The organism is Acidithiobacillus ferridurans (assembly GCF_003966655.1).
GTDB lineage: Bacteria > Pseudomonadota > Gammaproteobacteria > Acidithiobacillales > Acidithiobacillaceae > Acidithiobacillus > Acidithiobacillus ferridurans.
This window is the reverse complement of the sequence record NZ_AP018795.1, coordinates 409,000-432,948: the sequence shown is the minus strand read 5'-3', so window position 1 is coordinate 432,948 and position 23,949 is coordinate 409,000. Positions and strand designations below refer to the sequence as shown.

The 23,949-nt window shown below is 57.2% G+C and carries 25 protein-coding genes and 2 tRNA genes; 12 read left to right on the top strand and 15 right to left on the bottom strand.

Features of this window, described 5'->3' with window-relative positions; genetic code table 11:
* Nucleotides 1–120: 120 nt before the first annotated feature.
* The 5 genes from AFERRID_RS02125 to AFERRID_RS02105 form a co-directional block, all read right to left on the bottom strand.
* Nucleotides 121–513 carry a type II toxin-antitoxin system VapC family toxin gene (locus AFERRID_RS02125; RefSeq protein WP_215878407.1) on the bottom strand — a complete coding sequence of 131 codons (393 nt, stop codon included), beginning with the start codon at nucleotides 511–513 and terminating at the stop codon, nucleotides 121–123.
* Entirely contained in the window at nucleotides 510–746 is a 237-nt protein-coding gene (locus AFERRID_RS02120; protein WP_054608893.1) for an antitoxin, read from the bottom strand. Before AFERRID_RS02120 ends, AFERRID_RS02125 begins: the two co-directional genes overlap by 4 nt.
* 416 nt (nucleotides 747–1,162) lie before the next feature.
* Nucleotides 1,163–1,238: transfer RNA gene (locus AFERRID_RS02115), tRNA-Ala, on the bottom strand.
* A 72-nt stretch (nucleotides 1,239–1,310) separates the two neighbouring features.
* Complete coding sequence (locus AFERRID_RS02110; protein ID WP_126604278.1) at nucleotides 1,311–2,318, bottom strand: class I SAM-dependent methyltransferase; 1,008 nt, start codon at nucleotides 2,316–2,318, stop codon at nucleotides 1,311–1,313.
* A 15-nt stretch (nucleotides 2,319–2,333) separates the two neighbouring features.
* Nucleotides 2,334–3,095 (bottom strand): sulfite exporter TauE/SafE family protein, encoded by a 762-nt coding sequence (locus AFERRID_RS02105; RefSeq protein ID WP_113526557.1) that lies wholly within the window; start codon nucleotides 3,093–3,095, stop codon nucleotides 2,334–2,336.
* Between the two features lie 167 nt (nucleotides 3,096–3,262).
* Between AFERRID_RS02105 and AFERRID_RS02100 the strand changes: the two genes are divergently transcribed.
* Entirely contained in the window at nucleotides 3,263–4,213 is a 951-nt protein-coding gene (locus AFERRID_RS02100; RefSeq protein ID WP_113526558.1) for a D-alanyl-D-alanine carboxypeptidase family protein, read from the top strand.
* 9 nt (nucleotides 4,214–4,222) lie between these two features.
* Here AFERRID_RS02100 and AFERRID_RS02095 read toward each other — a convergent pair whose 3' ends face one another.
* The 3 genes from AFERRID_RS02095 to AFERRID_RS02090 form a co-directional block, all read right to left on the bottom strand.
* Nucleotides 4,223–5,758, bottom strand: coding sequence for a DHA2 family efflux MFS transporter permease subunit (locus AFERRID_RS02095; protein WP_113526559.1), 1,536 nt, complete (start codon nucleotides 5,756–5,758; stop codon nucleotides 4,223–4,225).
* A gap of 225 nt (nucleotides 5,759–5,983) precedes the next feature.
* A complete protein-coding gene (locus AFERRID_RS15110; RefSeq protein WP_012537140.1) occupies nucleotides 5,984–6,142 on the bottom strand; it encodes a hypothetical protein in 159 nt (52 codons plus the stop codon).
* A 115-nt stretch (nucleotides 6,143–6,257) separates the two neighbouring features.
* Nucleotides 6,258–7,052 carry a pseudouridine synthase gene (locus AFERRID_RS02090; protein WP_113526560.1) on the bottom strand — a complete coding sequence of 265 codons (795 nt, stop codon included), beginning with the start codon at nucleotides 7,050–7,052 and terminating at the stop codon, nucleotides 6,258–6,260.
* A 23-nt stretch (nucleotides 7,053–7,075) separates the two neighbouring features.
* Here AFERRID_RS02090 and AFERRID_RS02085 point away from each other — a divergent pair, with 23 nt between their 5' ends.
* Entirely contained in the window at nucleotides 7,076–7,387 is a 312-nt protein-coding gene (locus tag AFERRID_RS02085; RefSeq protein WP_113526561.1) for an encapsulin-associated ferritin-like protein, read from the top strand.
* A gap of 14 nt (nucleotides 7,388–7,401) precedes the next feature.
* Here AFERRID_RS02085 and hemW read toward each other — a convergent pair whose 3' ends face one another.
* On the bottom strand, nucleotides 7,402–8,559 hold the full coding sequence (gene hemW, locus AFERRID_RS02080) for a radical SAM family heme chaperone HemW (protein WP_126604277.1): 1,158 nt from the start codon (nucleotides 8,557–8,559) through the stop codon (nucleotides 7,402–7,404).
* Between the two features lie 24 nt (nucleotides 8,560–8,583).
* Between hemW and AFERRID_RS02075 the strand changes: the two genes are divergently transcribed.
* Nucleotides 8,584–9,141: an LON peptidase substrate-binding domain-containing protein gene (locus AFERRID_RS02075; protein ID WP_113526563.1), complete on the top strand. Its 558-nt coding sequence runs from the start codon at nucleotides 8,584–8,586 to the stop codon at nucleotides 9,139–9,141.
* 26 nt (nucleotides 9,142–9,167) lie between these two features.
* Here AFERRID_RS02075 and AFERRID_RS02070 read toward each other — a convergent pair whose 3' ends face one another.
* Nucleotides 9,168–9,662, bottom strand: a complete 495-nt coding sequence (locus tag AFERRID_RS02070; RefSeq protein ID WP_113526564.1) for a Crp/Fnr family transcriptional regulator — start codon at nucleotides 9,660–9,662, stop codon at nucleotides 9,168–9,170.
* 139 nt (nucleotides 9,663–9,801) lie between these two features.
* On the opposite strand from AFERRID_RS02070, the gene rph reads away from it, so the two are divergent.
* The gene (gene rph / locus AFERRID_RS02065) at nucleotides 9,802–10,530 is read left to right on the top strand and encodes a ribonuclease PH (protein WP_113526565.1); all 729 of its coding nucleotides are present in this window, start codon (nucleotides 9,802–9,804) and stop codon (nucleotides 10,528–10,530) included.
* Nucleotides 10,527–11,150 carry an RdgB/HAM1 family non-canonical purine NTP pyrophosphatase gene (gene rdgB / locus AFERRID_RS02060; RefSeq protein ID WP_113526566.1) on the top strand — a complete coding sequence of 208 codons (624 nt, stop codon included), beginning with the start codon at nucleotides 10,527–10,529 and terminating at the stop codon, nucleotides 11,148–11,150. The genes rph and rdgB overlap by 4 nt, the downstream gene beginning before the upstream one ends.
* Here the strand turns inward: rdgB and AFERRID_RS02055 are convergent.
* A complete protein-coding gene (locus tag AFERRID_RS02055) occupies nucleotides 11,117–11,974 on the bottom strand; it encodes a sigma-70 family RNA polymerase sigma factor (protein ID WP_113526567.1) in 858 nt (285 codons plus the stop codon). The two genes, rdgB and AFERRID_RS02055, sit on opposite strands and share 34 nt — an antisense overlap.
* A 53-nt stretch (nucleotides 11,975–12,027) precedes the next feature.
* Complete coding sequence (locus AFERRID_RS02050) at nucleotides 12,028–12,243, bottom strand: hypothetical protein (protein WP_126604276.1); 216 nt, start codon at nucleotides 12,241–12,243, stop codon at nucleotides 12,028–12,030.
* An 18-nt stretch (nucleotides 12,244–12,261) separates the two neighbouring features.
* Here AFERRID_RS02050 and rpsU point away from each other — a divergent pair, with 18 nt between their 5' ends.
* From rpsU to AFERRID_RS02015, 7 genes are all read left to right on the top strand, one after another.
* Nucleotides 12,262–12,477, top strand: a complete 216-nt coding sequence (gene rpsU, locus AFERRID_RS02045) for a 30S ribosomal protein S21 (RefSeq protein ID WP_009564692.1) — start codon at nucleotides 12,262–12,264, stop codon at nucleotides 12,475–12,477.
* On the top strand, nucleotides 12,477–12,923 hold the full coding sequence (locus AFERRID_RS02040; protein WP_113526568.1) for a GatB/YqeY domain-containing protein: 447 nt from the start codon (nucleotides 12,477–12,479) through the stop codon (nucleotides 12,921–12,923). Before rpsU ends, AFERRID_RS02040 begins: the two co-directional genes overlap by 1 nt.
* Before the next feature lie 11 nt (nucleotides 12,924–12,934).
* On the top strand, nucleotides 12,935–15,259 hold the full coding sequence (locus tag AFERRID_RS02035; RefSeq protein WP_113526569.1) for an endonuclease MutS2: 2,325 nt from the start codon (nucleotides 12,935–12,937) through the stop codon (nucleotides 15,257–15,259).
* Nucleotides 15,260–15,262: 3 nt separating this feature from the next.
* On the top strand, nucleotides 15,263–17,005 hold the full coding sequence (gene dnaG, locus AFERRID_RS02030; protein WP_113526570.1) for a DNA primase: 1,743 nt from the start codon (nucleotides 15,263–15,265) through the stop codon (nucleotides 17,003–17,005).
* Between the two features lie 131 nt (nucleotides 17,006–17,136).
* Nucleotides 17,137–19,011: an RNA polymerase sigma factor RpoD gene (gene rpoD / locus AFERRID_RS02025; RefSeq protein ID WP_455550281.1), complete on the top strand. Its 1,875-nt coding sequence runs from the start codon at nucleotides 17,137–17,139 to the stop codon at nucleotides 19,009–19,011.
* A 56-nt stretch (nucleotides 19,012–19,067) separates the two neighbouring features.
* Nucleotides 19,068–19,144 (top strand) — tRNA-Ile (locus tag AFERRID_RS02020).
* Between the two features lie 440 nt (nucleotides 19,145–19,584).
* Entirely contained in the window at nucleotides 19,585–20,511 is a 927-nt protein-coding gene (locus AFERRID_RS02015) for a LysR family transcriptional regulator (protein ID WP_126604275.1), read from the top strand.
* Here the strand turns inward: AFERRID_RS02015 and AFERRID_RS02010 are convergent.
* From AFERRID_RS02010 to AFERRID_RS02000, 3 genes are all read right to left on the bottom strand, one after another.
* Nucleotides 20,393–21,709: an MFS transporter gene (locus AFERRID_RS02010; protein ID WP_126604274.1), complete on the bottom strand. Its 1,317-nt coding sequence runs from the start codon at nucleotides 21,707–21,709 to the stop codon at nucleotides 20,393–20,395. The genes AFERRID_RS02015 and AFERRID_RS02010 overlap by 119 nt on opposite strands.
* A 544-nt stretch (nucleotides 21,710–22,253) precedes the next feature.
* On the bottom strand, nucleotides 22,254–23,048 hold the full coding sequence (locus AFERRID_RS02005) for a COG4705 family protein (protein ID WP_113526573.1): 795 nt from the start codon (nucleotides 23,046–23,048) through the stop codon (nucleotides 22,254–22,256).
* 213 nt (nucleotides 23,049–23,261) lie between these two features.
* Nucleotides 23,262–23,852, bottom strand: a complete 591-nt coding sequence (locus AFERRID_RS02000) for a cytochrome b (protein ID WP_113526574.1) — start codon at nucleotides 23,850–23,852, stop codon at nucleotides 23,262–23,264.
* Nucleotides 23,853–23,949: the final 97 nt, after the last annotated feature.

The window sequence follows — 23,949 nt, the reverse complement described above, 5'->3', positions numbered from 1 at the left end:
GCCGCTGGTTTCTTGCGCCTCGTCGATTACGCGGGGACGCCTGGTGTGGCTTTCTGCGGATATGATCCAAACTTGCCTGGCAAAAAGGCCCGTTGAGGATCAGGAAGTGCAACTTCGCCATCATGTCACCCAGTTCTCGACGACCAGTCCTGCACCGGCATAGAGATCGAAATCGGCCCTGTTGTTGGTCACCAGCGTGACCCCCAGCGATAAAGCATGCGCGGCAATCATACGGTCAAAGCTGCTCTTTCTGGCTGGGAAGCGCCGGGAGAGTTTTCCAAAGAGGGCCGCTGCATCCACGTCGAAATCCTTGACGATCAGCCTGCCCAAGAGCGTGGCCATTTCCAATTGGCTGTTATGCACGTCTAGGCCACAGCACAATTCAGCCCAGGTGATCGAACTGATCCCAATTTCACCGGGCTTGCAGGCCGCGAACCGCGGGATGACTGATGCGGGCTGCTCCTTCATGAGGTAGATGCAAATATTGGTGTCCAGCAAGTAGCGCAGTATCACCAAGATCTTTCCGTTTCGACAAACTCTGGGCGCTCGCCGGTGTGCTGCGGACGCAGCGCAGCGAACAGCGCCGGAAGCGATTCGAGCGAATCTTCTTCAGGCTCCACGATGAGCCTGTTTCCTTCTCGAATCACGACCAATTTGGTCTGCTTCGGGAATGCCATGCTCACAGGGATGCGGACGGCAGGTGAATTACCTGCCATGAATTGGCTGGTATGGAAGACTTTACGCATAACTATCTCCAGAGGTGATAACGTCACGTTATCACGACGATGGGGCCGTCGCAATGGCATGCCACGTTTTCTCAAAAACGGCTGGTTGGGAGACGCTTGCCAAGCATGAGCCCGATTCCTTGCTGGTTTTCATGTTCTGGATTCCTAGCCGCCCGTCGGTTGTGTTTTACGAACGCAAACGCGAGGTTGCGGTGTTGTACTGAAGATGGGAGTAGGTCTCCCGGAGTCTGCGTGTGCCAAGGCGAAGAAGTTAGCGCCGATTTCGAGAGAAGAGAGGGCGGAACGGAGGGCAACCGGGGATGTTCCCGCCAGGCCACAGACCCCTGGTCGCACACGCAGAATGACCGGGAACCCTGCGTGTCATGCGGGAAGCACAGATAAAAACGCCCAACTGAGAACAGTTGGGCGCTGAATTTTGGTGGAGCAGAGGAGGATCGAACTCCCGACCTTCGCATTGCGAACGCGACGCTCTCCCAGCTGAGCTACCGCCCCATTGCCGCGTAGGATAAAGGCAACTCCCCCGTAATGCAATGGGCGGCACATGGTGTTGGAAATGGCCGAGCCTTACGCCCGGCCCACCACCACGACATCGCTGCCAAAGGGGAATATTTCTGGCTTCAATCCCGCCTCGCTGAGGGCTGCGGCAATTTCCTCCGGATGCAGGAAATGGTTGCCCTGTATGTGTTCGGTCAGATTTTGAAAGGCCATGCCGCGTAGCGGCGGCTCACGTAGCACGCGGTGATTGTCCGGCCAGGCTGGCTCCCAGATGACGATGGCGCCTTCAGGTTTCAGGCTGGCGTGCAGTCGCTGAAAAATCTCACCACGGTTTTCCCAGACATGATGCAGGGCGCGATTCATGGTGATGAGGTCGGCGGGCTCTGGCAGGGAAAACTGATGGATATCACCTTCATCAAAATGCAGGCGATCGGCAATACCCTCGCTTTGGGCCTTTTCCGTAGCTTGGCGGATGTTTTCGGCGAAACCATCCAGCCCCAGACCACGCAGATGTCCGCAGCGTGCGGCGAGTGCCCGCAAATACCAGCCATTGCCGCATCCCAGGTCCACCGCCAGCCCACCGCGAGCATCGACTTCGGCAAAGATGGGGACGGCCGGGCAGATTTTCTCCTCGAACGTCTTGCGAAAATTGTTCTCCAGCATCAGCCCAAACCAGGGCAGAATAGTTTCGCGTTCGGCCAGCACCTTTTCACCGGGGCGCTCCCCCGTGCGCATGAGACCCGCCGCCCGCTCCGCCATGTGTGCAGAAAGTACGGCACCTACCGCTACGCCAACGCGGCTGTTTTCGGCTTCCGGGCGCATGCTGTTGCCATCCTCACTCAGTCGCCATTGCTCACTATCGGACAGTTCCAGCCAGCCAAACGCATAGGCGGCATCACACCAGCGCAGCACGTAGCCGGTATCCATCCCGGCAGCGGCCGCCAGCGCTGTGCTGTCCGCGTTGCCCAGAGTATGGAGGGTGCTAAAAAGCCCGTTGACGACGCCAATGAAAGCGATATTCAGGGATAATGCGCCCTGAGCCTGCTGCCGAAGTTCATCCATGCTGCGTAACGCCATGTCACACTCCCTCATTCAGATGAGATATTTCAAACCGACCACCGCAAGTACCGCGAGAGTCCCCATGAGAAAAGCCCTTTGATTGATGCGCAGATGCAAGCGATTACCTGTCCACAAACCGAGCAGCACCGGTGGAATCAGCAGGAGAAAACCCACCGTCAGTTGCCAGGTCAGCAAGGCCAGCGCTATGTACATAAAAGCCCGCAGAATATTGTCCGTGAGGGCGATACCTTGAAACGTGGCGCGAAAGGCGCGTTTGTCGAGATGGCGCATTTGCAGATAGGCGACAATGGGCGGACCCCCGCCGCCATACAAACTGCCCACCACCCCGCCGAAAATGCCCAGCGGCATTCCCCAGGGCAAGGCGACCTGGGGTAGTCGCTCAGGCTTCATGACCAGCGCATAAACCACGTAGGCGAGAATGAACACGCCGAGAAAGCGAGTAAGATTCTGGGCATTGGTATCGGCGAGGATAAAGGAGCCGAAGGCCAGCCCGATCAGGCTGCCGGGAATCAGCCAGCGTAACTCCGGCCAGCGCATTTCCTGAAAGTCATAGGCGCCGAGCAGCACGGAACCGAGCAGGTCCAGTAGCAGCACTACGGGCACTACTTCTTTGATGGGGAAGATCAGTGTCAGCAGTGCCACCGAAATCAATCCGGAGCCAAAGCCGATCACTGCGCGGACATAAAAGGCGACCAGGATGATCACCCCCGCGATGGCCCAGAGCAATGGATTTTGGATCAGCGTGGCATAAGACAGAGAGGCATGCATTATCATACCGACCAGTCTATATGGTTTGTGGATGACCTTCCATATAGGGCTGGTAGGATGGATTCATCCGAGTCGAGCGTTGGTCTATAGGCAACCGTGAAAAAATAGCCTAATATCAAAGCATCCTGAGAAATTACTTGAACCTGATTTAGCCGATGCGGCGAGGTGTTCCCATGCTGGCTTCCATTCCTGTACCCGACACAGATTTTGGACCCTCGACGGTAAAATATTTCCCTTCCATAGGGTGGTGGCTCTTTCCCTTGCTTTCGTTAGTGGCGATTTTTCTATTTTGCACACCGCGCGCTGAGGCCCAGAGCGGCCTCCCACCCATAGATGCGCGTGCCTATATCTTGATGAATGCCGATACCGGCGCGATCATCGCCACCAAAAATGCCTATCGGCCCTACGCTATCGCCAGCATTACCAAGCTGATGACGTTGTATCTGCTCTTCAAGGATATCGACAGCGGTCATCTGCAGTTGAACCAGCGTTTTGTGCCCTGCCGGGCGGCGCTGCAGACGGGGGGGTCCAGCATGTTTATGCATCCTGGCCTGCCTTTTACCATTGCACAAATGATCCTAGGGATGACGGTTCCGTCTGGCAACGACGCCGCCGTGGAGGCGGCGCATCTGGTAGCTGGCAGCGTACCTGCCTTTGTTGCCGAGATGAACCGAACAGCGCGCAAGATCGGGATGCTTTCCACCACTTTCTATGACCCCGATGGGTTGCCGCACCCTAACAACATGGCCAGTCCTTACGATGTGGCCGTCCTCACCCGCACGCTCATGACCCAGTTCCCACAGTTCATGCCCTTTTTCCGGCATGAAAACTTCACCTACGCGGGTATCACCAGCCCCAATCCCAATTTGTTGGTGGGACGTGTACCGTTTATCACCGGAATGAAAAGTGGCTATACCGACGCTGCAGGGCATTGCCTTGTCGCTACGGGCACGCAGGACGGTATCCGCCTGATCGCGGTGATTCTCGGCGTACCATCTTTCCGTGACGAAGGACGCGGGTTCTGGCGGGCTTCCTGGCAGAGCCTCAAGTTACTGGACTGGGGTTTCGCCCGCACCCTGTGGCTGCCTTCGGTACCGCATCTGGAGCGAACCTCCGCCCGGTGAACCCGGCCTTCATTCGCCGAAGTGCGTTACCTGTGTCACGCCTGCTGCGCTGCCAGGTGGCCTCTTCAGGAACATGATCAGCGGAATCAAAACCAGAAATCCATAAAAAACCAGCATGAAGGCGTCCAGCGTTCCGCGCATGTTCGCCTGGTCATAAACGACGACGTTACCCAGCACTTGCCAGGTCGTCGGCCCCGGAGTCAGGCCTGCTGCCGTAAGATACCGGTGAAAAGCGGGATTGAACGGATTGATGAGCCCTCCCATCTGATTCCAGCCCACCTGTGTTTCCTGAGTCATCACCGTCGAAACGATGGCGATACCGATGCTTCCGCCCAAGGTCCGCATCAGGTTGAAAATGCCTGAGCCCTCCGCCTGTTCGGCTTTCTTGAGGGTCGTAAAAGCCAGGGTGAAGAGCGGGATTGTCACCAGGCCAAAACCGATACCGCGAATGAAACTGGGCCAGATTACCCAGGCCATGCTAATGTCCAGATTGTAGAGGGTGGTGAGATAAGTGCCGAATGCTCCGAAAACGATGCCCACCAACACGATATTGCGTGGATTGACGCCGCGTCCCAGCATGCGCCCCGCGAACATCATGGCGATCATGGCACCGATACCCTGCGGTGCCATCACCAGTCCCGCGGTAAATGCCTCATAGCGCATCAGACCCTCCAGCATGATGGGCAGAATCACCATGGTTCCGAAGAGGGCGAGACCAAATATACCGATCCCCATGCTGCCGATGGACAGATTCCGGTCTTTGAGCAGACGCAAATCCACTACGGGATAGGATGTGCTCAGAGAGCGCCAGACGAAAAAAAGCATACCCAAAATGGCGCAGATGGTCAGGATGATGATGGTCCGCGAGCTGAACCAGTTATCCTGATCACCGAGGCTCAGCATGCCTTGCAGGCAGCCCAGCCCTACGGCCATCAGCGTGAAGCCTGTCCAGTCCACTGGACGGGGAGTGGTGATCTTGCCACCGTCGGGAATGGTCCTCATGAGCAGGAACGCGAGGATACCAAAGGGAATATTCACATAGAACACCCAGCGCCAACTGAGCGTGTCCGTCAGATAGCCACCTAGGGTAGGACCCAGGATCGGACCCAGCATGATGCCCATGCCGAGAATGGCCATAGCCTGGCCACGCTTGTCAGACGGGTAGGCGCCGAGCATGATGGTTTGCCCTACGGGGGCCAGAGAAGCACCAAAAATGCCTTGCAGGAAACGCCAGAGCACGATTTCCACCAGACCATGGGACTGCCCGCAGAGCATGGAAGAAATCACAAAGCCGACCACACTCCAAAGCATGATGGTACGTTGACCATAGCGTTCCACCAGCAATCCGGTAAGGGGCAGGATGATGACATTGGCGACCATGTAACTGGTGAGCACCCAGGTGATCTGATCGCTGTTGGCATGCAGGGAGCCGCGCATGTAGGTCAGCGCTACGTTGACAATGGTCAGGTCTAGCACCTGCATGACTACCGCCAGCATGACCGCGACCGTAATGGTAAGACGTGAAGCCGGGCTCTCTTGCGCCACGGATGGGCTCCTCTCTGGGGCGGATGGTCCCGCAAGTACCGATCCGCTTTGCGCACACCGACGCCGGTCCGACGAATGCGCCCGCCCGGATACCGACCGTTCGGTCACTATAAGGTGGGTGCCACGGTCTGGCAAGACCTGCGGCTTCATGGTGTGAGACACCACCTGGTCGTCATAAGAAAGCCGGCCCGCAGGCCGGCTGGTCAGAGGTCAGACAGTAGGCGCTCAGGCAGAACGCAAGACGGCTAGATCCCGCAGGTCCCGGCCGTCTGAAAATGCTTGTTGAAGTTGCTCATCCGAGACATCAGCAAAACAGTATCCTGCTTCTTCCAGCTGATAAATTAGGGAGATGAGCTCGAATTCCTGTTCCATTTCCTGTTCCATGGCATCATCCTCATCAGTAAATAAGACAGTTCTAACATACACTGATTCTATTGATCTGTAAATACCATAGATATCTAATATAGGGAGGCTTATGCGCCATAAGGCTCCGCCAGGTTCATTCCGGCGGTAGGCAGTGGGTATCACGGGGCGTGGGCGTCTGACGTAGCAACTCTTCCTCATCACTACGCAACCAGCGCCATTCGCCGGCCCGCAGTTCGCCGAGAGGCAGATTTCCCACCGCTACACGAATCAGTCGTAACACTTCCCTATCACAGGCGGCAAGGAGGCGCCGAATCTGGCGATTGCGTCCTTCCTGCAAGACAAACTCCAGCCATTGGGTTTTGCCACCGCAGCGTAACTCCCTGATCTGCATCGGCAGGCACGGTTCGCCGTCGAGCACGGAGTCCGCCGCGAGTTGGGCTACGGCGTCAGTAGAGAGAGGCGGGCGAATCTGCACATGATAGGTCTTGGCCACATGCTGATCCGGATCCAGCAGTCGTTGTGCCCAGTGTGGATCGTTGCTGAAAAGCAGCAAGCCGGAGCTGGCCTGATCCAGGCGTCCGACGGGGGCCAGCCATGGACTCCCGGGCAGCAGGTCGTATACGGTGGCACGTCCTTTTTCATCCCGGCGAGTAGTAAGAACGCCACGCGGCTTGTGTAGCAGCAAAACCTGGCGGGTGCTGGCGGTGATGTCGAGACCATCGATCCGGATACCGGGGTTGGACAGAGGGAAGCGTGCCTCGGGATCGAGGATCCGGCGACCGTCTACCTCTACCCGCCCGGCACGAATCCATTCCACCGCAACGGTCCGGGAACACAGCCCCGCTTTGGACAGGATGCGGGCAAGCCCAAAGCGGGGGGTACTTTGGTCTTGCCCAAACTTTGGACTATGATCTGAAGGATGTTTCACCAGACTGCCCCAAGGAGCCGATCATGGCACATGAAGCGTTGCATGAATCCCCCGAGTCTCTGTCTCCTGAAACCATAGATATCCACCGAGCCATTTCTTCGCTCATGGAGGAGTTTGAGGCGGTTGACTGGTACCAGCAGCGCGCGGATGCCTGCACCGATCCTATTCTCAGGCAGGTGCTGGAACACAACCGAGATGAAGAAATTGAACATGCTGCTATGGTCCTCGAGTGGCTGCGCCGCAAAATGCCGCGTCTGGATAAGGAATTGCATGCCTATTTGTTCAGCGAAGGCTCGATCGCCGGCCACGAAGCCAGGACGGTGGGACGGGGCTGAGTAAGGCGCCGTTATCACGGTACGAAACGCACGCAGAGGTCATTATAGAAGTTGAGCCCGAGCGCGGTAGGTCGCAGGATGTCATCTTCCATGACCACCAGCCCGTCGCGTTCGGCCCGGCGGAGTAGCGGTTGAATAAGCGGTAGAGACAGGCCGGTCCGTTCCGGGAAGAGCGCCACCGGGAAGCCGTCGGTCAGGCGCAACGCGTTGAGCATGAACTCGAAGGGCCTGTCGGCGGGTAAAATCGGCTCCCGGTCGCCGAGGATGTCGAGAACACTGAGCGCATCGTCCATATAACTTTCAGGGCGGCTGGGTTTGCAGCTGCGCCAGATGCCTTCGGGAAGGGTGATTTTGCCGTGCGCTCCGGCGCCGATGCCGATATAGTCACCATAAAGCCAGTAGTTGCGGTTGTGCTGGCAGCGATGACCGGGCCGGGCATGCGCGGATATTTCGTAGCGCTCCATGCCGGACTCCCGGAGTTGCCGGCGCAGGATATCTTCCATGTCGGCGGCCTGGTCGCTGTCCGGCAGATCGGCGGGTGGATGAGTCGAAAATGGGGTTCCGGCCTCCAGCGTGAGTTGATAGAGGGACAGATGAGGGGGTGCATAGTCCAACGCCGCGCGCAGATCGGCCTGCGCCGCGGCGAGATCCTGCCCCGGCAGGGCAAAGATGAGATCGAGATTATAGCTCTCGAATTCAGCCGCGATGGCGAGTTCCACGGCCCGGTGGGCTGCGGCGGCATCGTGGATACGTCCGAGGCGTTGCAGAGAATCGTCATGGAAAGACTGGACGCCTAAGGAGAGCCGGGTGATGCCCACCTCCCGGAAGGCGCGGAAAGAGGCTGCCTCTATCGCTCCCGGGTTGGCCTCCAGGGTGATTTCCATATGGGAGTGCGGCCGCAGGCGGGCGCGGATCGCGGAGATCAGGCGGTCGATGATTTCTGGTGGAAAGAGGCTGGGGGTGCCGCCACCGATAAAAACAGTCCGCACATGGCGTCCCCAGATGCGCGGCAGTTCGCGGTCCAGATCGGCGATCAATGCAGCCAGATAGCGTTCTGCCGGGATGCGGTCGGCCGCGTGGGAATTGAAATCGCAATAGGGGCACTTGGCCTTGCACCAAGGCAGATGTACGTAGAGCGAATACGACGACGGTGGTTTCAGGGTGGGGTTCATGGGTACTCGCGAGAGGTGTGACAGGTGACGGATACGGACTGGACGCCCCTATTTTTACTCCGAACGGTACTTTTCCCCAAGGCTTTATTAGGGCTGCGTATTTTTGAGCCACGTTATCTGGACATGATCAGCGCCTCACTGCGGCAGGGTCGGGATTTTGGCATTTGCCTTAGCCACCCCCGGGGCGATGGCCACGCCGAGCCGGAATTGGTGGGTACCCTGGCACGTATTGTGGATTGGGGGGGAGAGGCCGGCATTCTCCAGATTCAGGTGCGCGGCCAGAAACGTTTCACCATTCAGGACTGGCGTTATGAGGGACAACTGGCGATGGCTTCTATCCACCCCTGGGCCGAAGAGCCCATTGTGCCAATGGATCGGGAAAGTCAGCCGTTGCACGCCATTCTGGAAGATTTGATCGGCAAGGTGCCTGCCGCCGGGATAGACGCCAGTAGCGCCGGAATGATCCTGGCACAGGCACTGCCCGCCTCCCCCGAAGAAAAGCAGCAGTTGCTGGTTCTTCAGGATCCTCTGGAGCGTTTGCGCCGGATTGCGGAGTTGCTCAGCCAGCGCGACGGCGCGTAGGGAAAAGCGCTGGGCGGCGACAAAATCTAGCGCTTGCCCTTGCCATAAATATAGGTAGAGAAGTCCGTGTAGCCCTGAGAAAGATTGCGGAACAAATGGTCCAGGCTGATGATGGCCTGCTCCAGAATATTGACGGTGATGTACGGCTTTTCCACCTTCAGGCGCTGGTACCGGGCGCGGGTCAGGACCAGCACCTGGGTGTCTTCGCTTTTGGCAATGATTCGGGCGCTACGTGGCTGACGGTCAAAAAAGGACATCTCTCCGGCCATTTCTCCGTCACGCACCCGGACCACTTCTACTTCGTCGCCGTCGGCTGTGTGGTGAACGATGGCCATTTCGCCCTTGACGCAGAAGAACAGCGCCTCTCCCAGAGAGCCCCATTCGGCAATCACCTGATCCAGATGAAATTGGGCGTGGGTGACGTATTCTGCGAGAGTCTGGATTTCGCTGATGGTCAGAGACTGAGCCAGATGATGTTGTTTGAGAAACTGGGCGATTTCTATGTGGTCAATGCCGGACATGGTTTATTCCTCTGAGAAGCGGACTTTTTATCATTATAGGGGGGGAAGAGGGATGAGGGACAGTGCTGCGCAGCGCCGCATTTTGAATCCTCCCGCCTCCTCACGATACAATGCCTCACCACCTACAACGAGTATTCCCATGATACGTCCTAGCGGAAGAAATGCAGACGCCTTGCGTCCGGTACAAGTCACCAGAAATTTTACCAAGCATGCTGAAGGTTCGGTGCTGATAGCCTGCGGCGATACCAAGGTGCTATGCACCGCCAGCGTCGAAGAAAAGGTACCGCCCTTCCTGCGCGGCGCGGGCAAGGGGTGGGTGACGGCGGAATACAGCATGTTGCCGCGTGCCACCCGGGAGCGGGTGGCACGGGAGTCCGCCAAAGGCCGTATCGGTGGGCGCACCCATGAAATCCAACGCCTTATCGGGCGCAGTCTGCGCGCCGCCGTGGATCTGCAAGCTTTAGGCGAACGCACTATCTGGGTGGATTGTGATGTGCTTCAGGCCGATGGCGGAACCCGCACCGCCAGCATTACCGGCGCTTGTCTGGCGGTAGCCGATGCCATCCAGCATCTGCGTGTTGCGGGGCGGCTTCAGAATAATCCCCTGCGGGACTGGGTGGCCGCTGTCTCGGTGGGTGTTTACCAGGGACAGGCAGTGCTGGATCTCGACTATGCCGAAGACAGCAATGCCGATGTGGATATGAATGTGGTGATGACCGGCGCTGGCGCCTTTGTGGAAGTACAGGGAACCGCGGAGGGCGCGGTGTTCAGTGCGGAGCAGATGGCTGAAATGCTGGCTCTGGCGCGCAAGGGGATCGCCGAATTGGTGGCCCGTCAGCATCAGGAGTGTCCGGAAGCCCGTTCATGACGCCCTTGTTGCTGGCCACGAGTAATGCAGGCAAATTACGAGAGTTGCAACCGCTGCTTGCCGCCCGTGGCTTCGCGCTCGTCAGCCAGACGGAACTGGGCATCGCCGGCATTGAAGAAACGGGCACTACCTTTGTGGAAAATGCATTGCTCAAGGCACGTCACGCAGCCTCGCAAAGTGGTATGGCGGCGCTCGCCGAAGATTCCGGGCTTTGTGTGCCCTATCTCCAGGGGGCACCCGGTATTTACTCCGCGCGCTATGCCGGCCCGGACGCCAGCGACGCAGCCAATAACGCCAAGTTGCTGAGCATGCTGGCCGAGGCGCGGGGCGAGGCCCGTGCTGCCTATTACGTGACTTGCATGGTTTTTCTGGAATTTGCCGCCGACCCTTCGCCACTGGTAGCCCAAGGCTTTTGGAGAGGGACTATTGGTGAGCGTCCTGCCGGCGATGGGGGGTTTGGCTACGATCCTTTGTTTTGGCCCACGCAAGGATCTGGCAGCGCGGCGCAGTGGAGCCTGAAGAAAAAAAACGAACACAGCCACAGGGCGGCGGCCTTACGCAGGCTGCTGGGTTTGCTGGCGGAGCGTCAGCAACCCCAGCCGCTCTCGCTCAACGACTGACGCAGGCGGGTCAGGGCCCGCACCTGCAACTGTCTTACCGCCTCGCGACTGACGCCCATGCGCTCGGCGACGGCTTCCAGGGTCATGGGCGCGTCACCATGCATGCCGTAGCGAAAGACCATGACCTCCCGTTGTTTTTCATTGAGTTCGGTCAGGTGTTCCCGTAGTGCCTTGCAGATGGCATCATGGTCATAGTCGCTGTCCGGACTGGCAACGTCACCGGTCACCTGTTCCATGCGGCCCGGTCCGTCGGATGTTTCCTCGTCGAGCGAGAAGACGCGGATGTCGGCGAAATCCAGGGCGCGCATGGTGCTCTCGCGCACCCCTAGGGCTTCACGCCGCTGCTCCCTGCGCACATCGGCGTCGCTGTCTTCCTCCGCTCCGCGCTGCATATAAGCGTGCAGGGACTTGGCAAGGTAATCGGGCAGGCGGATGAAGCGGGAACGGATGAGGGCCCGCTGCATCGCCTCGCGGACCCACCAGGTCGCATAACTGGAGAAACGTGTGCCGAGGCCTTCCTGAAAGCGGTCGGAGGCACGCAGCAGACCCATGTAACCCTCTTGAAGGAGGTCTTCCTGACTGAGCCCTTTATTGCGATAACCCCTGGCGACCGCCCGCACCAAGGGCATGTGCGCGGAGATCAGTGTGGCGCGGGCGCACTCGTCGCCCAGCCGCAAGCGCTGGATGAGTTGCAGTTCCTGCTTCTGGCTGAGAAACGGCCCGTTGTTTTGGTCGTCCATGAAATCATTCAGAGGCGGCGGGTCGGTGACAGGCCCCATCTCCGGAATGTCTGACCCCGCTAACTCTCTGGCTTCGGTGTGCATCACTACCTCCCCGATCCTGATTACAAGGCGTTGTAACATTATCGCCTAATTTTTTATTTTAAAAGCGCTTTAACCATCCGTATATTAGGATTCTTTTTGATCGGGCTGTCAAGGGCTGGCAACGAATGTTTTGCGGTTTTAGCAACAACGGTGCTGGTTTTCCGATGGGAGCCGACTCCGGTGGGGCCATGGCGCAGGCGGCCAGGGGATTTTTGACTCTGGTCGTTGATCTGCCTATAATCGGCCCCTTTCTCGCTACCCTTATCCAAAGAGGTCGGAATCCTTCTATGCCAACTGTTCGTGTCAAAGAAAATGAGCCTTTCGAAGTCGCATTGCGGCGTTTCAAACGTTCCTGCGAAAAGGCAGGTGTCCTTACCGAGGTAAGACGTCGCGAATTCTACGAAAAGCCCACGGAAGAGCGCAAGCGTAAGGCCGCTGCTGCCCGCAAGCGGGCGTTGAAGCGTATGCGTCGTCAGTCCATGCGTCTGGTTCGGCTTTACTGATGACATTACGTGAGCGCATCCAGGAGGATATGAAGTCCGCCATGCGCGCCCGGGAAGCCGAGCGTCTTGGGACTATTCGTATGCTCCTCGCGGCGATCAAACAGCGGGAAATTGACGAGCGCCGCGAGCTTGATGATGCTGAAGCGTTGCGCATCGTGGATAAGCTGATCAAGCAGCGCAAAGATTCTGCCAGTCAGTTTCTTGCCGGTGGGCGTCCGGACCTTGCCGAAAAGGAAGAATCAGAAATTCTTTTTCTCGCAGTCTATCTGCCGGAGGCGCTGTCACCCGGCGAGATTGACGGGTTGATCAACGAGGCGATGACAGCGGTGGCGGCCAGCGGACCTAGAGATATGGGTAAGGTACTTACCTTTCTGCGCCCGCAGATGCAGGGACGTGCGGATATGGCCGTGGTGGCGGATAAAGTGAAGGCCCGCCTCGGCAGTTGATGGACGGGGGCATGGCTGTGGCCGGGGTTGTTCCTTGGCAGGACAGCTTCTGGCGGGCTCTGGATGCCAGTGATGTGCAGAGCGCGTGGTCACAGCATTGTGGCCACATCTATGGCCGCAGACATGTTGCGGCGACTACTCCCTGGGTGCCGCTTGCGGAGATCCATGATCGTTTGAATTGGTTGGCCTGGTTGTCGCAGCGGTTTTCCGCCGGTTTTCTTCTCCCCGTTTCTGATCTTCCCGATGTCGACACTCTGCTGGTTCTGGCAGAGCGCCCTGGTGCTGTGCTCAGCGGGCGAGATTTGCGCGCGGTGCTCGATGTGCTGACGGCACAGAAAGGCTACGCCGCGGCTTTGCGCGAGACTCGGGATGCCCTGACCGGGCTGGCAGGTGAGCTTGATCCCCCGGTAGCCTTGTTGCGCCGTCTCAGCGTGGCGTTGGACGAGGAGGGTGAGCTCCTGGATACCGCGAGTACGGATCTCGCCCTTCTGCGCCAGCGCCTGCGGGTCAGCCGTAGCGAATTGCAGCGTTTTCTGCAGGGCTTTCTGCGTAATCGGGACTGGCAGGAATACTGGCAGGATCAGGTCATCGTGCAGCGTAATGAGCGTTATGTGCTACCGCTCAAAGCGAGCCATAAAGGGCGTATCAAGGTGATCGTCCATGACCGGTCGGCAAGTGGTGAGACTCTTTTTGTGGAGCCGCTGGCAGCCGTCGATCTGAATAATCAACTGGTCCAGGACCGGCGTGCCGAAATTCAGGAGCAGGAGCGCATTCTTCGTGCCCTGAGCGCAGCGGTAGGGCTGGAAGCGCCGGGTATTGCCGCCGCCCTGCGGCATATGGGCCGGCTGGATGCGGTACGGGCGGGACTGGAACTGGGGGACGCCTGTGGCGGGATTTTGCCCAAGGTCGATGCGGCTGCGGCATTTGATCTGCAGGCCCTGCGTCATCCGCTGCTTTGTCTGCGCCATCCGGGGCAGGTCGTGGGTAACGCCCTGCGTCTCGGGGCGGACGCGCGGCAACTGGTCATTACTGGCCCCAATACCGGTGGCAAGACGGCTATCCTGAAAGCACTCGGACTCAATCATCTGATGGCCTACATGGGATTGCCGGTAACTGCGGAGGGTACATTGGGTTATTTCCCGAAGTGCTTTGCGGTCATCGGCGACGCCCAGGATATCCACACGGATCTTTCCACCTTTTCGGCGCAGGTGCAGCGTCTTCGGGAAGTGCTGGAGCATGCCGACGCCCACAGTCTCGTGCTTCTCGACGAACTGGGCAATGGTACCGACCCGCGGGAAGGAGGCGCACTGGCCCAGGCGGTCGCAGAGGCCTTGCTGGCGGGCGAATGCTGCACGCTGCTCACGAGCCATTTGGAAGTGATGAAGCGTTATGCCCTGAGCCATGCGGGTGTAGCCCTGGCGGGTATGGGCTTTGATGCAGAGTCGTTGAAACCCACCTACCGTCTGCAGTGGGGCGTGGGTGGCGCGAGCCAGGGCCTGGTCATTGCCCGTCGCGTGGGGATGCCTGCACCATTGATGAACCGCGCCGAGGCACTCTATGCCGATGACCGGGAGGATTGGGAACGTTGGGAAGCGCAACGGGGAACCCTATTGCAGGCCGCCCGGCAGGCTATGGACGAGGCCGTACTGGCGCGTGACGAAGCCACCAGGGTGGCCCGCCGCCTGGAACGCGAACTGGAGGCAGCGAGACAGGAGCGTGACAAAGCCGCAGCCGCCGCCCGCGCCGAATGGGAAGATATACTGGCAACAGCGCGCCAGCAGGTGCGGCAAGCCATTGCGGCGCTCAAGTCCGGGAGGGATACCCAGGCGGCAACGGCCGCTTTGCAACGTCTGGAGGTCCCCTTCCGGGCGGAGGAGCAGCGAGTGGACAGCCTGCCTGCGGTGGGGGCCAGGGGTTTGTTTCTGCCGCTCCGGCAGGTGACCCAAGTGCTGCGTGCGGACCCCGCACAACGCAGGGTGCAGATTCAATTACGGGGCAAGCAGTTGTGGGTGCCCGCCGCACAATTTGCCGTGGACGCCGCGCTGCAGATCCCAAACGAAACCGGCAGCACCCAGTATGCTACCCCCGAGGAGCACCCCTGGCGTCTGGACTTGCGCGGACAGCTTCGGGAAGACGCCCTGGCGGCGCTACGTCGTCATGTGGATGGCGCCGTAGCCGCCGGTCGTCGACAGGTCCAGATTCTGCATGGTAAGGGCAACGGGGTGCTTGCAGAAATGGTGCGCGAGTTTGCCGAGCAAGACCCTCGGGTCAGCCTATGGCGTATGGCGCGGCCAGAGCATGGCGGTGGCGGCGTCAGTGAGTTGGAGTTACGCTGAGCCATGGCCAACTTTTCTCCCGCATTCATTGACGCCCTGCTGGAGCAGAGCGATCTGGTGCGCCTCATCGATAGCCGCGTACCGCTGAAGAAAAAAGGCCGGGATTTCTGGGCCTGCTGCCCCTTTCATCAGGAAAAGAGCCCGTCTTTCTCGGTCAGTGCCGACAAACAGATTTATTACTGCTTTGGCTGCCACGCCCATGGGAATGCCATCGGATTCTTGATGGCTCATGATCGACTGTCTTTTCCGGAGGCGGTGAAGGCGCTCGCCGACGAAGTCGGTGTCGCCCTGCCGGAAGACGGCCCTGCCGGAGAGCAGGAAAGTCTTCGGCCGCTGCGGGCGATTCTCGAAAAAGCCATTGGTGTTTACCGATCTGCTCTCGCAGAGCACCCGTCGGCGCAGGAGTATCTGCGTGGAAGGGGATTGAGCGATGAGATCATTGGGCGCTTCGAGCTGGGGTACGCACCGTCTGCGGCCGGGTTTCTGAGCCAGAAACTGGGCAAGGAACCGTCGTTGCGCCAGCAGTTGCTGGGCGCGGGTCTGGTGAGCGGCCGTGAAGATGGATCGGTCTACGACCGTTTTCGCGGGCGAGTGATTTTTCCGATTCGCGACGGGCGAGGACAGGCGGTGGGACTGGGGGGGCGCAGTCTCGATGGTCATGAACCCAAATACCTCAACTCGCCGGAAAGCGCGCTCTACCACAAGGGGCGGGTGCTCTATGGTCTGCACTATGCCAGGGAGGGGATGCGCCGAGCAGGGCGGGTGTTGCTGGTGGAAGGGTATCTGGATGTCATTACCCTGCATCAGGCTGGCATCGACTACGCTGTCGCGGCGAGCGGAACGGCCTTGGGGGACAGCCAGATGGAAATGCTCTTCCGGGCAGCGCCCGAGTTGCTGCTCTGTTTCGATGGCGATACTGCCGGACGTAATGCGGCCTGGCGGGCCGTGCAGACAGCGCCGGAGCATCTGCGTGCGGGGCGTCTACTACGGTTGCTGTTCCTGCCGGATGGCCAGGACCCGGACTCGCTGGTGCGTGAACAGGGAGGCGCGGCGTTTGAATCGATGCTCCCGACCGCGCGTCCAGCCATCGATTTTTTTCTGGAGGAGTTGCAACGCCGACACAACCTCGCCGCAGAAGATGAGAAGGCACTTTTCCTGCATGCAGCGCGCGATTTTCTGAAGCGGGTGAGCGATCCGGTGTTGCGGGAGGTTTATGAACAACGGGTGCAGATGCTTTGCGGATTGGCGCCCGTCGCCCGGCGCGCGCCGTCGCGCACACCGCGTAAAGCGACATTCTCCGCTCCCGGAGGACGATCGCTTTTTAAAACGGCTTTGCGATTATTGCTGAATTTTCCCGAAGACCCCGCCTGGCAGGCGTTGGACCGCGATTTGCTGCCTTTCCTCTTCGACCGTGATCCCATGGCTGAAATTCTGGCAGAGGCCCTTGATATTTTGGCCAACATGACCCATCTAAGCTCTCACGAACTATTCGCAAAACTGTCGGTACTGAAACATGCGGAGGCATGCTACGCGCTGGTGATGAGCGACTCTGGCGACGAGGAAGAACAGGTGCTAATGCGGCTTGAAATTTCCGGTTGTGTGGCGCGAGTGAACCAGCGCCTTGCTGCGGCGCGCAGTCACTTTATCAGCCGGGCCGCAGATCAGGGTGGTTTGAGCGCACTCTCTGAGCAGGAGAGGGCTGAAGTGGTGCGTTTGTCCCGGCGCGACAGGCACAACGACGTTTGATCGGAATGAAATGAAAAATGGGCTGAGGGTGCAGTTCTGTGATGGGGCACCTTTCCATGCGTATGGTTTTTCCTATATAATGCGCGGCTTTCCGCGAGTGCAGGTTGGTTATGAGAGACGGTGAGAGTGTAGTGGATAATGAATCTCAGCGGTCTGAGCTGAAGCGGCTTATTGCGCGTGGTAAAGAGCAAGGCTACCTGACCTATCGCGAGATCAATGATCATTTGCCGGAAGAGGTTTTCGACCCCGAGCAGATGGAAAATGTCATCTCCATGATCAATGACATGGGTATTGAAGTCTTTGAGGAGGCTCCGGACGACGATACCCTGCTGATGGATGGGGAAGGTGGTACCGTAGTCGCCGCTCAGGAAGCGGAAGAAGCGGCAGAAGAAGCCCTGGCTGTGGTCGAGGCGGATATTGGGCGAACCAGTGATCCGGTGCGTATGTACATGCGTGAGATGGGCAGCGTGGAACTGCTCACGCGTGAAGGCGAAATCGAAATTGCCCGGCGTATCGAAGATGGCCTGATGCAGGTGTTGCGCGCGGTATCGACCTGTCCGACGACCATCTCTCTTCTTCTGGACGCCGCGGATCGGGTGGAGCGCGGCGAGACGCGCCTGGATGAGGTGGTCGACGCCTTTATTGATCTTAGCGCGCTGGACGCAGAAACCGTCAGTGAGGCGGAAGAAAGCGTGCTGGTGGAAGGCGACGATCTGGACGTCGATGAGGATGAGGAAGAATCCGAAGACGATGATATCGAAGTCGTAGACAAGGGACCACAGCTCGAAGATGCATTGGAACGTTTTGCGGTCATCCGTGCTGCGTATACCGCGCTGCAGGCCAGCCATGCCGAGGGTGAGATGCATGGTGAAAGCTATCAGCAGCAGCGCCGGGAACTCGCCGAGCGTTTCCTGGAAATCAAACTCAACGGTCGTCAGATTGACGTCATGACCGACGCCCTGCGCGGGCTCACGGAAGAGGTGCGTCAGTGCGAACGAGAGTTGATGGAACTGTGCATTGAACGTGCGCGCTTCCCGCGTAAAGACTTTGTACGTAGTTATCCTGGTCATGAGGGTGATATCGGCTGGATTGATCAGCAAATCGCGGCTGGTCATGCCTATAGTAACCGTTTAGTGGAGTTTCGTGATGATATCGTGGCGATCATGAAACGCTTGGCGAATATTGAGAAGCGTGCCGGTTTGCCGATTGCCGAGATCAAAGAGGCCAGCCGCCTGATGTCCATTGGTGAGGCCAAGGCGCGGCGTGCCAAGAAGGAAATGGTGGAGGCCAACCTGCGTTTGGTAATCTCTATCGCCAAGAAGTATACCAATCGTGGCCTGCAGTTCCTGGATCTGATTCAGGAAGGAAATATCGGCCTGATGAAGGCGGTGGACAAGTTCGAATACCGACGTGGCTACAAATTCTCGACTTATGCGACTTGGTGGATACGCCAGGCCATTACGCGGAGTATTGCGGATCAGGCGCGGACTATTCGTATTCCGGTACATATGATTGAAACCATAAATAAACTCAATCGAATCAGTCGCCAGATGCTCCAGGAAATGGGACGTGAACCGTCGCCTGAAGAGTTGGCGGAACGGATGGAAATGCCTGAGGATAAAATCCGCAAGGTGCTGAAAATTGCCAAGGAGCCTATCTCCATGGAGACGCCCATCGGTGACGATGAAGATTCGCACTTGGGCGACTTCATCGAAGATCGGAATGTGACGGCGCCAGCGGATTCGGCCGTTAACGCCGCCATTCGCGAAGTGGTCGAGGAGTTGCTTGATAATGGCCTGACAGCGCGGGAAGCCAAGGTATTGCGTATGCGTTTTGGCATCGGGATGAATACCGACCACACGCTGGAGGAGGTCGGCAAGCAGTTTGACGTTACTCGTGAGCGTATCCGCCAGATTGAAGCCAAGGCGCTGCGCAAACTGCGCCATCCCTCTCGATCGGAGCGTTTGCGCAGTTTTGTGGACGGTGAAGTGACGATTCCATCGTGACGGATGTTTTTTAGCGGTATGCGGCGTGGGGTCAGTGCATTCCACGCCGTTCTTCAGGGCCTGTAGCTCAGTTGGTTAGAGCAGGGGACTCATAATCCCTTGGTCCACGGTTCGAGTCCGTGCGGGCCCACCAATTAAAACAATATGTTATACGTTACGCCCGGCACGACAAAATCCTTGGTAGTCGGTTTTGATTAGGATTTGATGGCTCTAAGCGTTAGCTAGGCGCTGGCGCTGGCTCCGATCTGGTAGCCGTCCACCCGTCATGGACAGCCACAGCACCCCATGACGCACACCCGTACACGGGCAATATCGGGATTGGTTCTGGTAACTCCAGCACCCCAGTGCGTGCAGGCTTTTTTGAATCAGTGGGAGCAGGTCATGCTAATACAGAGGCAGTCATGCAAATTGGCAGACATGACCACGGGGAATGGATAGGATTAGACTTGTATTTGGCCGCGTTATGAGCACCTTATGTAACTTGCTATGAGAACATCAATACGCCACGATCAGCAAGAGATACGATGAAGCATTCTGTCTATTTAACTTTTTATTGTTGGCTCTTCATTATTAATGTCACTTGAACTCCGCCATCTCCGCTACTTCATCGCGGTGGCTGAAGAGCTGCATTTCAGCCGCGCGGCAGAGCGTGTGGGCATTTCCCAGCCGCCGCTCAGCCAACAGATTCATACGCTTGAAGAAATGCTAGGAGCGCGGCTGCTTGTACGCACTAACCGTCGGGTAGCGCTAACCGATGCAGGAGAGGCATTTCTGAAAGAGGCCCGTGCCATTCTTGTCCAAGTGGATCGTGCCGTGGACTATGTGCGCCGTGTGGAGCGCGGAGAGAAAGGGGAACTGCACATCGGCATGACCCGCTCAACCATGTTGGCAAAACAGGTCCCCAGAGCCATATTCCAGTTTCGGACACAATTCCCGTCTGTGCACCTGGGTCTGGAAGAGTTGAATTCTCTCGAACAAATAGACGCATTGATCCACGAAAAAATACAGGTAGGTATTATGCGGGTTCAGCATTTACCGGTAATGCTTCAATCCCATATGCTCTACGCCGATCCTCTCGTAGCGGTTCTACCTGCCAAACACCCGCTCTGTCCGATTTCTCCAACCCTGTCTGTACCTCTTGATCCGGCACAACTGGTCCACGAGCAGTTCATTATTTTTGCAGACTCGGCCGGTACCGGTATACGAAATCAGTTTTTTCAGATTTGCCACGATGCCGGGTTTAATCCCAAAATTGTTCAGGAAGTGCAGGAAGCATCGACAATGATAGGATTGGTAGCGGCAGGTCTGGGGATTACCATTCTTCCAGTTTCCTATTCATACCTACAGCAAGATAGCGTGTGTTACATACCGCTGTCTTCCCCTAGTGCGCGTTCTGATATCCATGTGGTTTACCGCTGTATGGACCATTCACCGCTTCTCCGACAGTTATTGACGATATTGAAGTCAGAGGCGGCAGCGCACGCAGTTTCCAGGCGATGAGCAGTCCAGATGCTGCCAGAAAAATCAGCAGCCCAGCCACACCATCCCAACACCAGCCAGAATAGAAATATCCTCCGGAACTTCCCAGTACCGCTGAACCCAGATAATAAAAAAAGAGATACAATGATGCCGCCTGCGCCTTGGCTCCATGCGCTCTCCGACCCACCCAACTGCTGACAATGGAATGTCCTCCAAAAAAACCAAAAGTCAATAATATGGTGCTGAGCATAATTGCCCATTCGGGCCCCGCAAAACTGAGAAGGACTCCAGTAATCACCAACGCAAAAGCCATCCACAGCACTTTTCGACGCCCCATCCGCCCGGCAATATGTCCCATCATCGGAGAGCTGAAAATACCAACCCCGTAGACGCTGAAGATCAGTCCCACCTGAGCCTGACTGAAGTTGTAAGGAGAAGCCATCAGGCGATAAGTCAGATAATTATAAAAGGTCACGAAAATGCCCATCAGGAAAAAGCCTTCCGCAAACAACCAAGGGAGCCCCGAATCTTTGAACAACATACGTATTTGCTGGACTCTGCCATTCCAGGACACATGCTGTGGGGAAAAATGCAGCGAATCCGGCAAACTGCGAACAAATAGAACGGCAGCGATCAAGCTGATGACGCCGATGCTGATAATGGCAACATGCCAACCCCAATAATTGGCCAAAACGCCAGCAATCAGCCGACCTGACATACCACCCACTGCACTTCCACTGATATATAACCCCATGCCTATGCCAATAGAGTCCGCATGCACCTCCTCATTGAGATACGTCATAGCTACCGCCGGCAAGCCACTGATGCTGATGCCCAGCAAAGCCCGCGCCAGCAGAAAAACATCCCAATTTGGAGAGAATCCCGTGGCGAGCACTAGAAATGCGGACATGAACAGTGACCAGACCATGATTGGCTTACGTCCAAGACGATCCGACCAGTTCCCGACCAGGAGCATCGTGAAAGCCAGAATCCCCGTAGTCAAAGACAGGGAAAGAGCACTACTCGTGGCGGCCACCCTATATTCTCTGCTGAAGGCAGGCATCAGGGGCTGTACACAATAAATCATACTGAATGTGGCGAATCCCGCAGCGAAAAGCGCCAGGCTCGTGTTTCGGAATGAGCGGGTGCCGTGACGAATATGGTTTTTTGCGGAGGATTCAGAGGACGGTGGGCTGGGAATCAGGGATTGTTTTCGCATTGGCTAATGAAAAATGACTCATGGCAAGGCTGAATAGAACTTGAGGGATCCTAGTCCTTCGTAAATCCAGGTACCAGAGCATTTAGGATATGCTTCCATATATGTTAAATATCAATCACAAGGTTTTAATCCACCGACCTTAGCCAAGATTAGGCGACGATTACATCGCACAGATACATCAGCCATTTTTTCTTGCATGACCCGCAAGGATGATACCTGCTCTTCAATCCCCATAAAAATTTGAGTATCCGATGGGCTTTGCAGGTATCTACACCAATCATCGGCCAGAAGTGATAGGCGAGGACGGAGCGTTGATAACGTGCAGCACGTGTTCGAGCCCCTCTCGCTGCCGATGCGTACCGGTGTGCCGCCATCTCTAGACCGGTTGAACAAACTGGTCAGCCAAGAGGTTCGGCGATGGCCTTCGTGGGGAAGCTATAGCTTCCCCACGAAACCTTTATAAGTGTTCATTTTTTGGGCTATTAAATGTTTTCTCAGTGGCCTATAGCCTAGCGATTACATCTTGGTTGTTAGCGGCAGATTACTAGCGTACCTCTATCTTTTGCGCTCGGTTGGGGTCATCTACTCTGGAAATCATCAGGAAGATGAGCAGCATCAAAATGACCAGCGTCAGCGATATACTCACCGGGCCCGTGCCAAGACCAAGGCCACCGAACCGTATCGGTTTGTCTGTCCAATCCGCGAAAGAAGCCCCCAGCGGTCTGGTCAGGATATAGGCTATCCAGAAGGCGGCGATTTCATTAAGGTCGAACATGAAATATGCAACGACGGGAATGCCAAACAAGAGGACAAATAGTAAGCCCGATCCAAGGTAGCCTAAATCCAGGGTCGATGCTGTCATGTCACCGGCGGCGGTGCCCAGGGCAAAGGTGGCGACGATGGTCGCCCAATAGAATGCCTCTCGCCGAGGTGTATGCACACTATGAATGGAAAGGGTTCTCTCTTTGAGTTTCCAGGTACCCAGAATCCCGATCAAGGTAACCAGAAAAACGGATGTCGAGATGTCATAGGGAACGCCCAGCACGACATGGGTGACGTCCGCTATTTGGGTGCCGAAGATGCTCACCATGATGACGGCAAACCAGTAATAGTGTGCGGTATATTGATTGCTCCGCATCTGCAGCCAGATAGCAGCCAGGAATAACAATCCACAACCTACCACGGCCAGATAGGGGTTCGTGTGGAAAACGAGAAAATCCGACGTGGCTTCTCCCATGGCGGTGGTCAGGAGTTTCGCCATCCAGAAATACATGGTGATCTTCGGTACCTTGAGCATGGCGTTCTTTTCGTTGGCTGGGCTAAGTGCGGCTGTAGTCATTGACGTTCCTCATTTTTCTAAGGGCATGGTCGCCGAGGGAATACTGCAACCAGATTCATGGACCGATATTTTGCCCGATGAGTTCCCTCTGCCCGGCAGCCTAACCCTCATGAATGGGGAGGATTGGCCACGGTCCTCCCGGAGCATTGGCGCCGGGTTTGCTCCAGGGCGGTCCGCGGTGGAATTGACCGGAAAACGCCTTGCGCGGGCGGCTTAACGGCCGGTTTTTCTGGGGAGTATCCGTTCCAGCGTGTCATCCTTGAGGATGTAGTGGTGCATCAGTGCCGCCGCAGCATGCAGACCAGCGAGGATGATGATGGTCCAGGCAATGATATTGTGGAAGTTGCCGAAGGTGTGTTCCAGGGCGTGATTTTTGACGGTCGCAAACTGCAGGGAGAAGAGCCCGAAGAACGTGAAGGATTCCGCCTGTGCCCAGCGCAGCAGAAAGCCTAGTGCTACCTGTACTGCCAGCAGAAGGTAGAGCGCATGTTGCATCCCTTTCGCCAGCCTTTCCTGCAAGTTTGTCGCCGCCGGCATGCGCGTGCCGCGTGTGGTACGCCAGCCCAGCCGTATTATGAGCACCAGCGTCAGCAGGATGCCCAGTGAAATATGAAGGGACTGGAACTCCTTCCGGAGCGGCGCCCCATGCTCGAGAAAATCCCAGATTTCGGCCAGGGCAAAGAGTACGACGACCAGAACCACGGTGAGCCAGTGCAGAATGATGGTTGTCCGGTCGTAGCGCACGGGCAGATCCCCACCCGAGTCCGGTACCTCTTTGTTCAGTAATGCTGCATTCTCGTTCATTTCGCTTCCCTCTTTCTGATATGTGCCCTTCCTTAGCCGGGATTCGGCGAAGCCGCATTTTACAGGAGTTTGCTATAGCAAAGCCATTTTGGAGCAA

What these genes read in the sequence shown, in the direction of transcription:
- AFERRID_RS02100 (WP_113526558.1), top strand. Translation starts at nt 3,263, where the DNA reads ATGCTGGCTTCCATTCCTGTACCCGACACAGATTTTGGACCCTCGACG.
- AFERRID_RS02110 (WP_126604278.1), bottom strand. Translation starts at nt 2,318, where the DNA reads ATGGCGTTACGCAGCATGGATGAACTTCGGCAGCAGGCTCAGGGCGCA.
- dnaG (WP_113526570.1), top strand. Translation starts at nt 15,263, where the DNA reads ATGGCCAACTTTTCTCCCGCATTCATTGACGCCCTGCTGGAGCAGAGC.
- AFERRID_RS02035 (WP_113526569.1), top strand. Translation starts at nt 12,935, where the DNA reads ATGGCTGTGGCCGGGGTTGTTCCTTGGCAGGACAGCTTCTGGCGGGCT.
- AFERRID_RS02000 (WP_113526574.1), bottom strand. Translation starts at nt 23,852, where the DNA reads ATGAACGAGAATGCAGCATTACTGAACAAAGAGGTACCGGACTCGGGT.
- AFERRID_RS02005 (WP_113526573.1), bottom strand. Translation starts at nt 23,048, where the DNA reads ATGACTACAGCCGCACTTAGCCCAGCCAACGAAAAGAACGCCATGCTC.
- AFERRID_RS02015 (WP_126604275.1), top strand. Translation starts at nt 19,585, where the DNA reads ATGTCACTTGAACTCCGCCATCTCCGCTACTTCATCGCGGTGGCTGAA.
- AFERRID_RS02120 (WP_054608893.1), bottom strand. Translation starts at nt 746, where the DNA reads ATGCGTAAAGTCTTCCATACCAGCCAATTCATGGCAGGTAATTCACCT.
- hemW (WP_126604277.1), bottom strand. Translation starts at nt 8,559, where the DNA reads ATGAACCCCACCCTGAAACCACCGTCGTCGTATTCGCTCTACGTACAT.
- rpsU (WP_009564692.1), top strand. Translation starts at nt 12,262, where the DNA reads ATGCCAACTGTTCGTGTCAAAGAAAATGAGCCTTTCGAAGTCGCATTG.
- AFERRID_RS02085 (WP_113526561.1), top strand. Translation starts at nt 7,076, where the DNA reads ATGGCACATGAAGCGTTGCATGAATCCCCCGAGTCTCTGTCTCCTGAA.
- AFERRID_RS02070 (WP_113526564.1), bottom strand. Translation starts at nt 9,662, where the DNA reads ATGTCCGGCATTGACCACATAGAAATCGCCCAGTTTCTCAAACAACAT.
- AFERRID_RS02105 (WP_113526557.1), bottom strand. Translation starts at nt 3,095, where the DNA reads ATGATAATGCATGCCTCTCTGTCTTATGCCACGCTGATCCAAAATCCA.
- AFERRID_RS02055 (WP_113526567.1), bottom strand. Translation starts at nt 11,974, where the DNA reads ATGCACACCGAAGCCAGAGAGTTAGCGGGGTCAGACATTCCGGAGATG.
- rph (WP_113526565.1), top strand. Translation starts at nt 9,802, where the DNA reads ATGATACGTCCTAGCGGAAGAAATGCAGACGCCTTGCGTCCGGTACAA.
- AFERRID_RS02040 (WP_113526568.1), top strand. Translation starts at nt 12,477, where the DNA reads ATGACATTACGTGAGCGCATCCAGGAGGATATGAAGTCCGCCATGCGC.
- AFERRID_RS02010 (WP_126604274.1), bottom strand. Translation starts at nt 21,709, where the DNA reads ATGCGAAAACAATCCCTGATTCCCAGCCCACCGTCCTCTGAATCCTCC.
- AFERRID_RS15110 (WP_012537140.1), bottom strand. Translation starts at nt 6,142, where the DNA reads ATGGAACAGGAAATGGAACAGGAATTCGAGCTCATCTCCCTAATTTAT.
- rdgB (WP_113526566.1), top strand. Translation starts at nt 10,527, where the DNA reads ATGACGCCCTTGTTGCTGGCCACGAGTAATGCAGGCAAATTACGAGAG.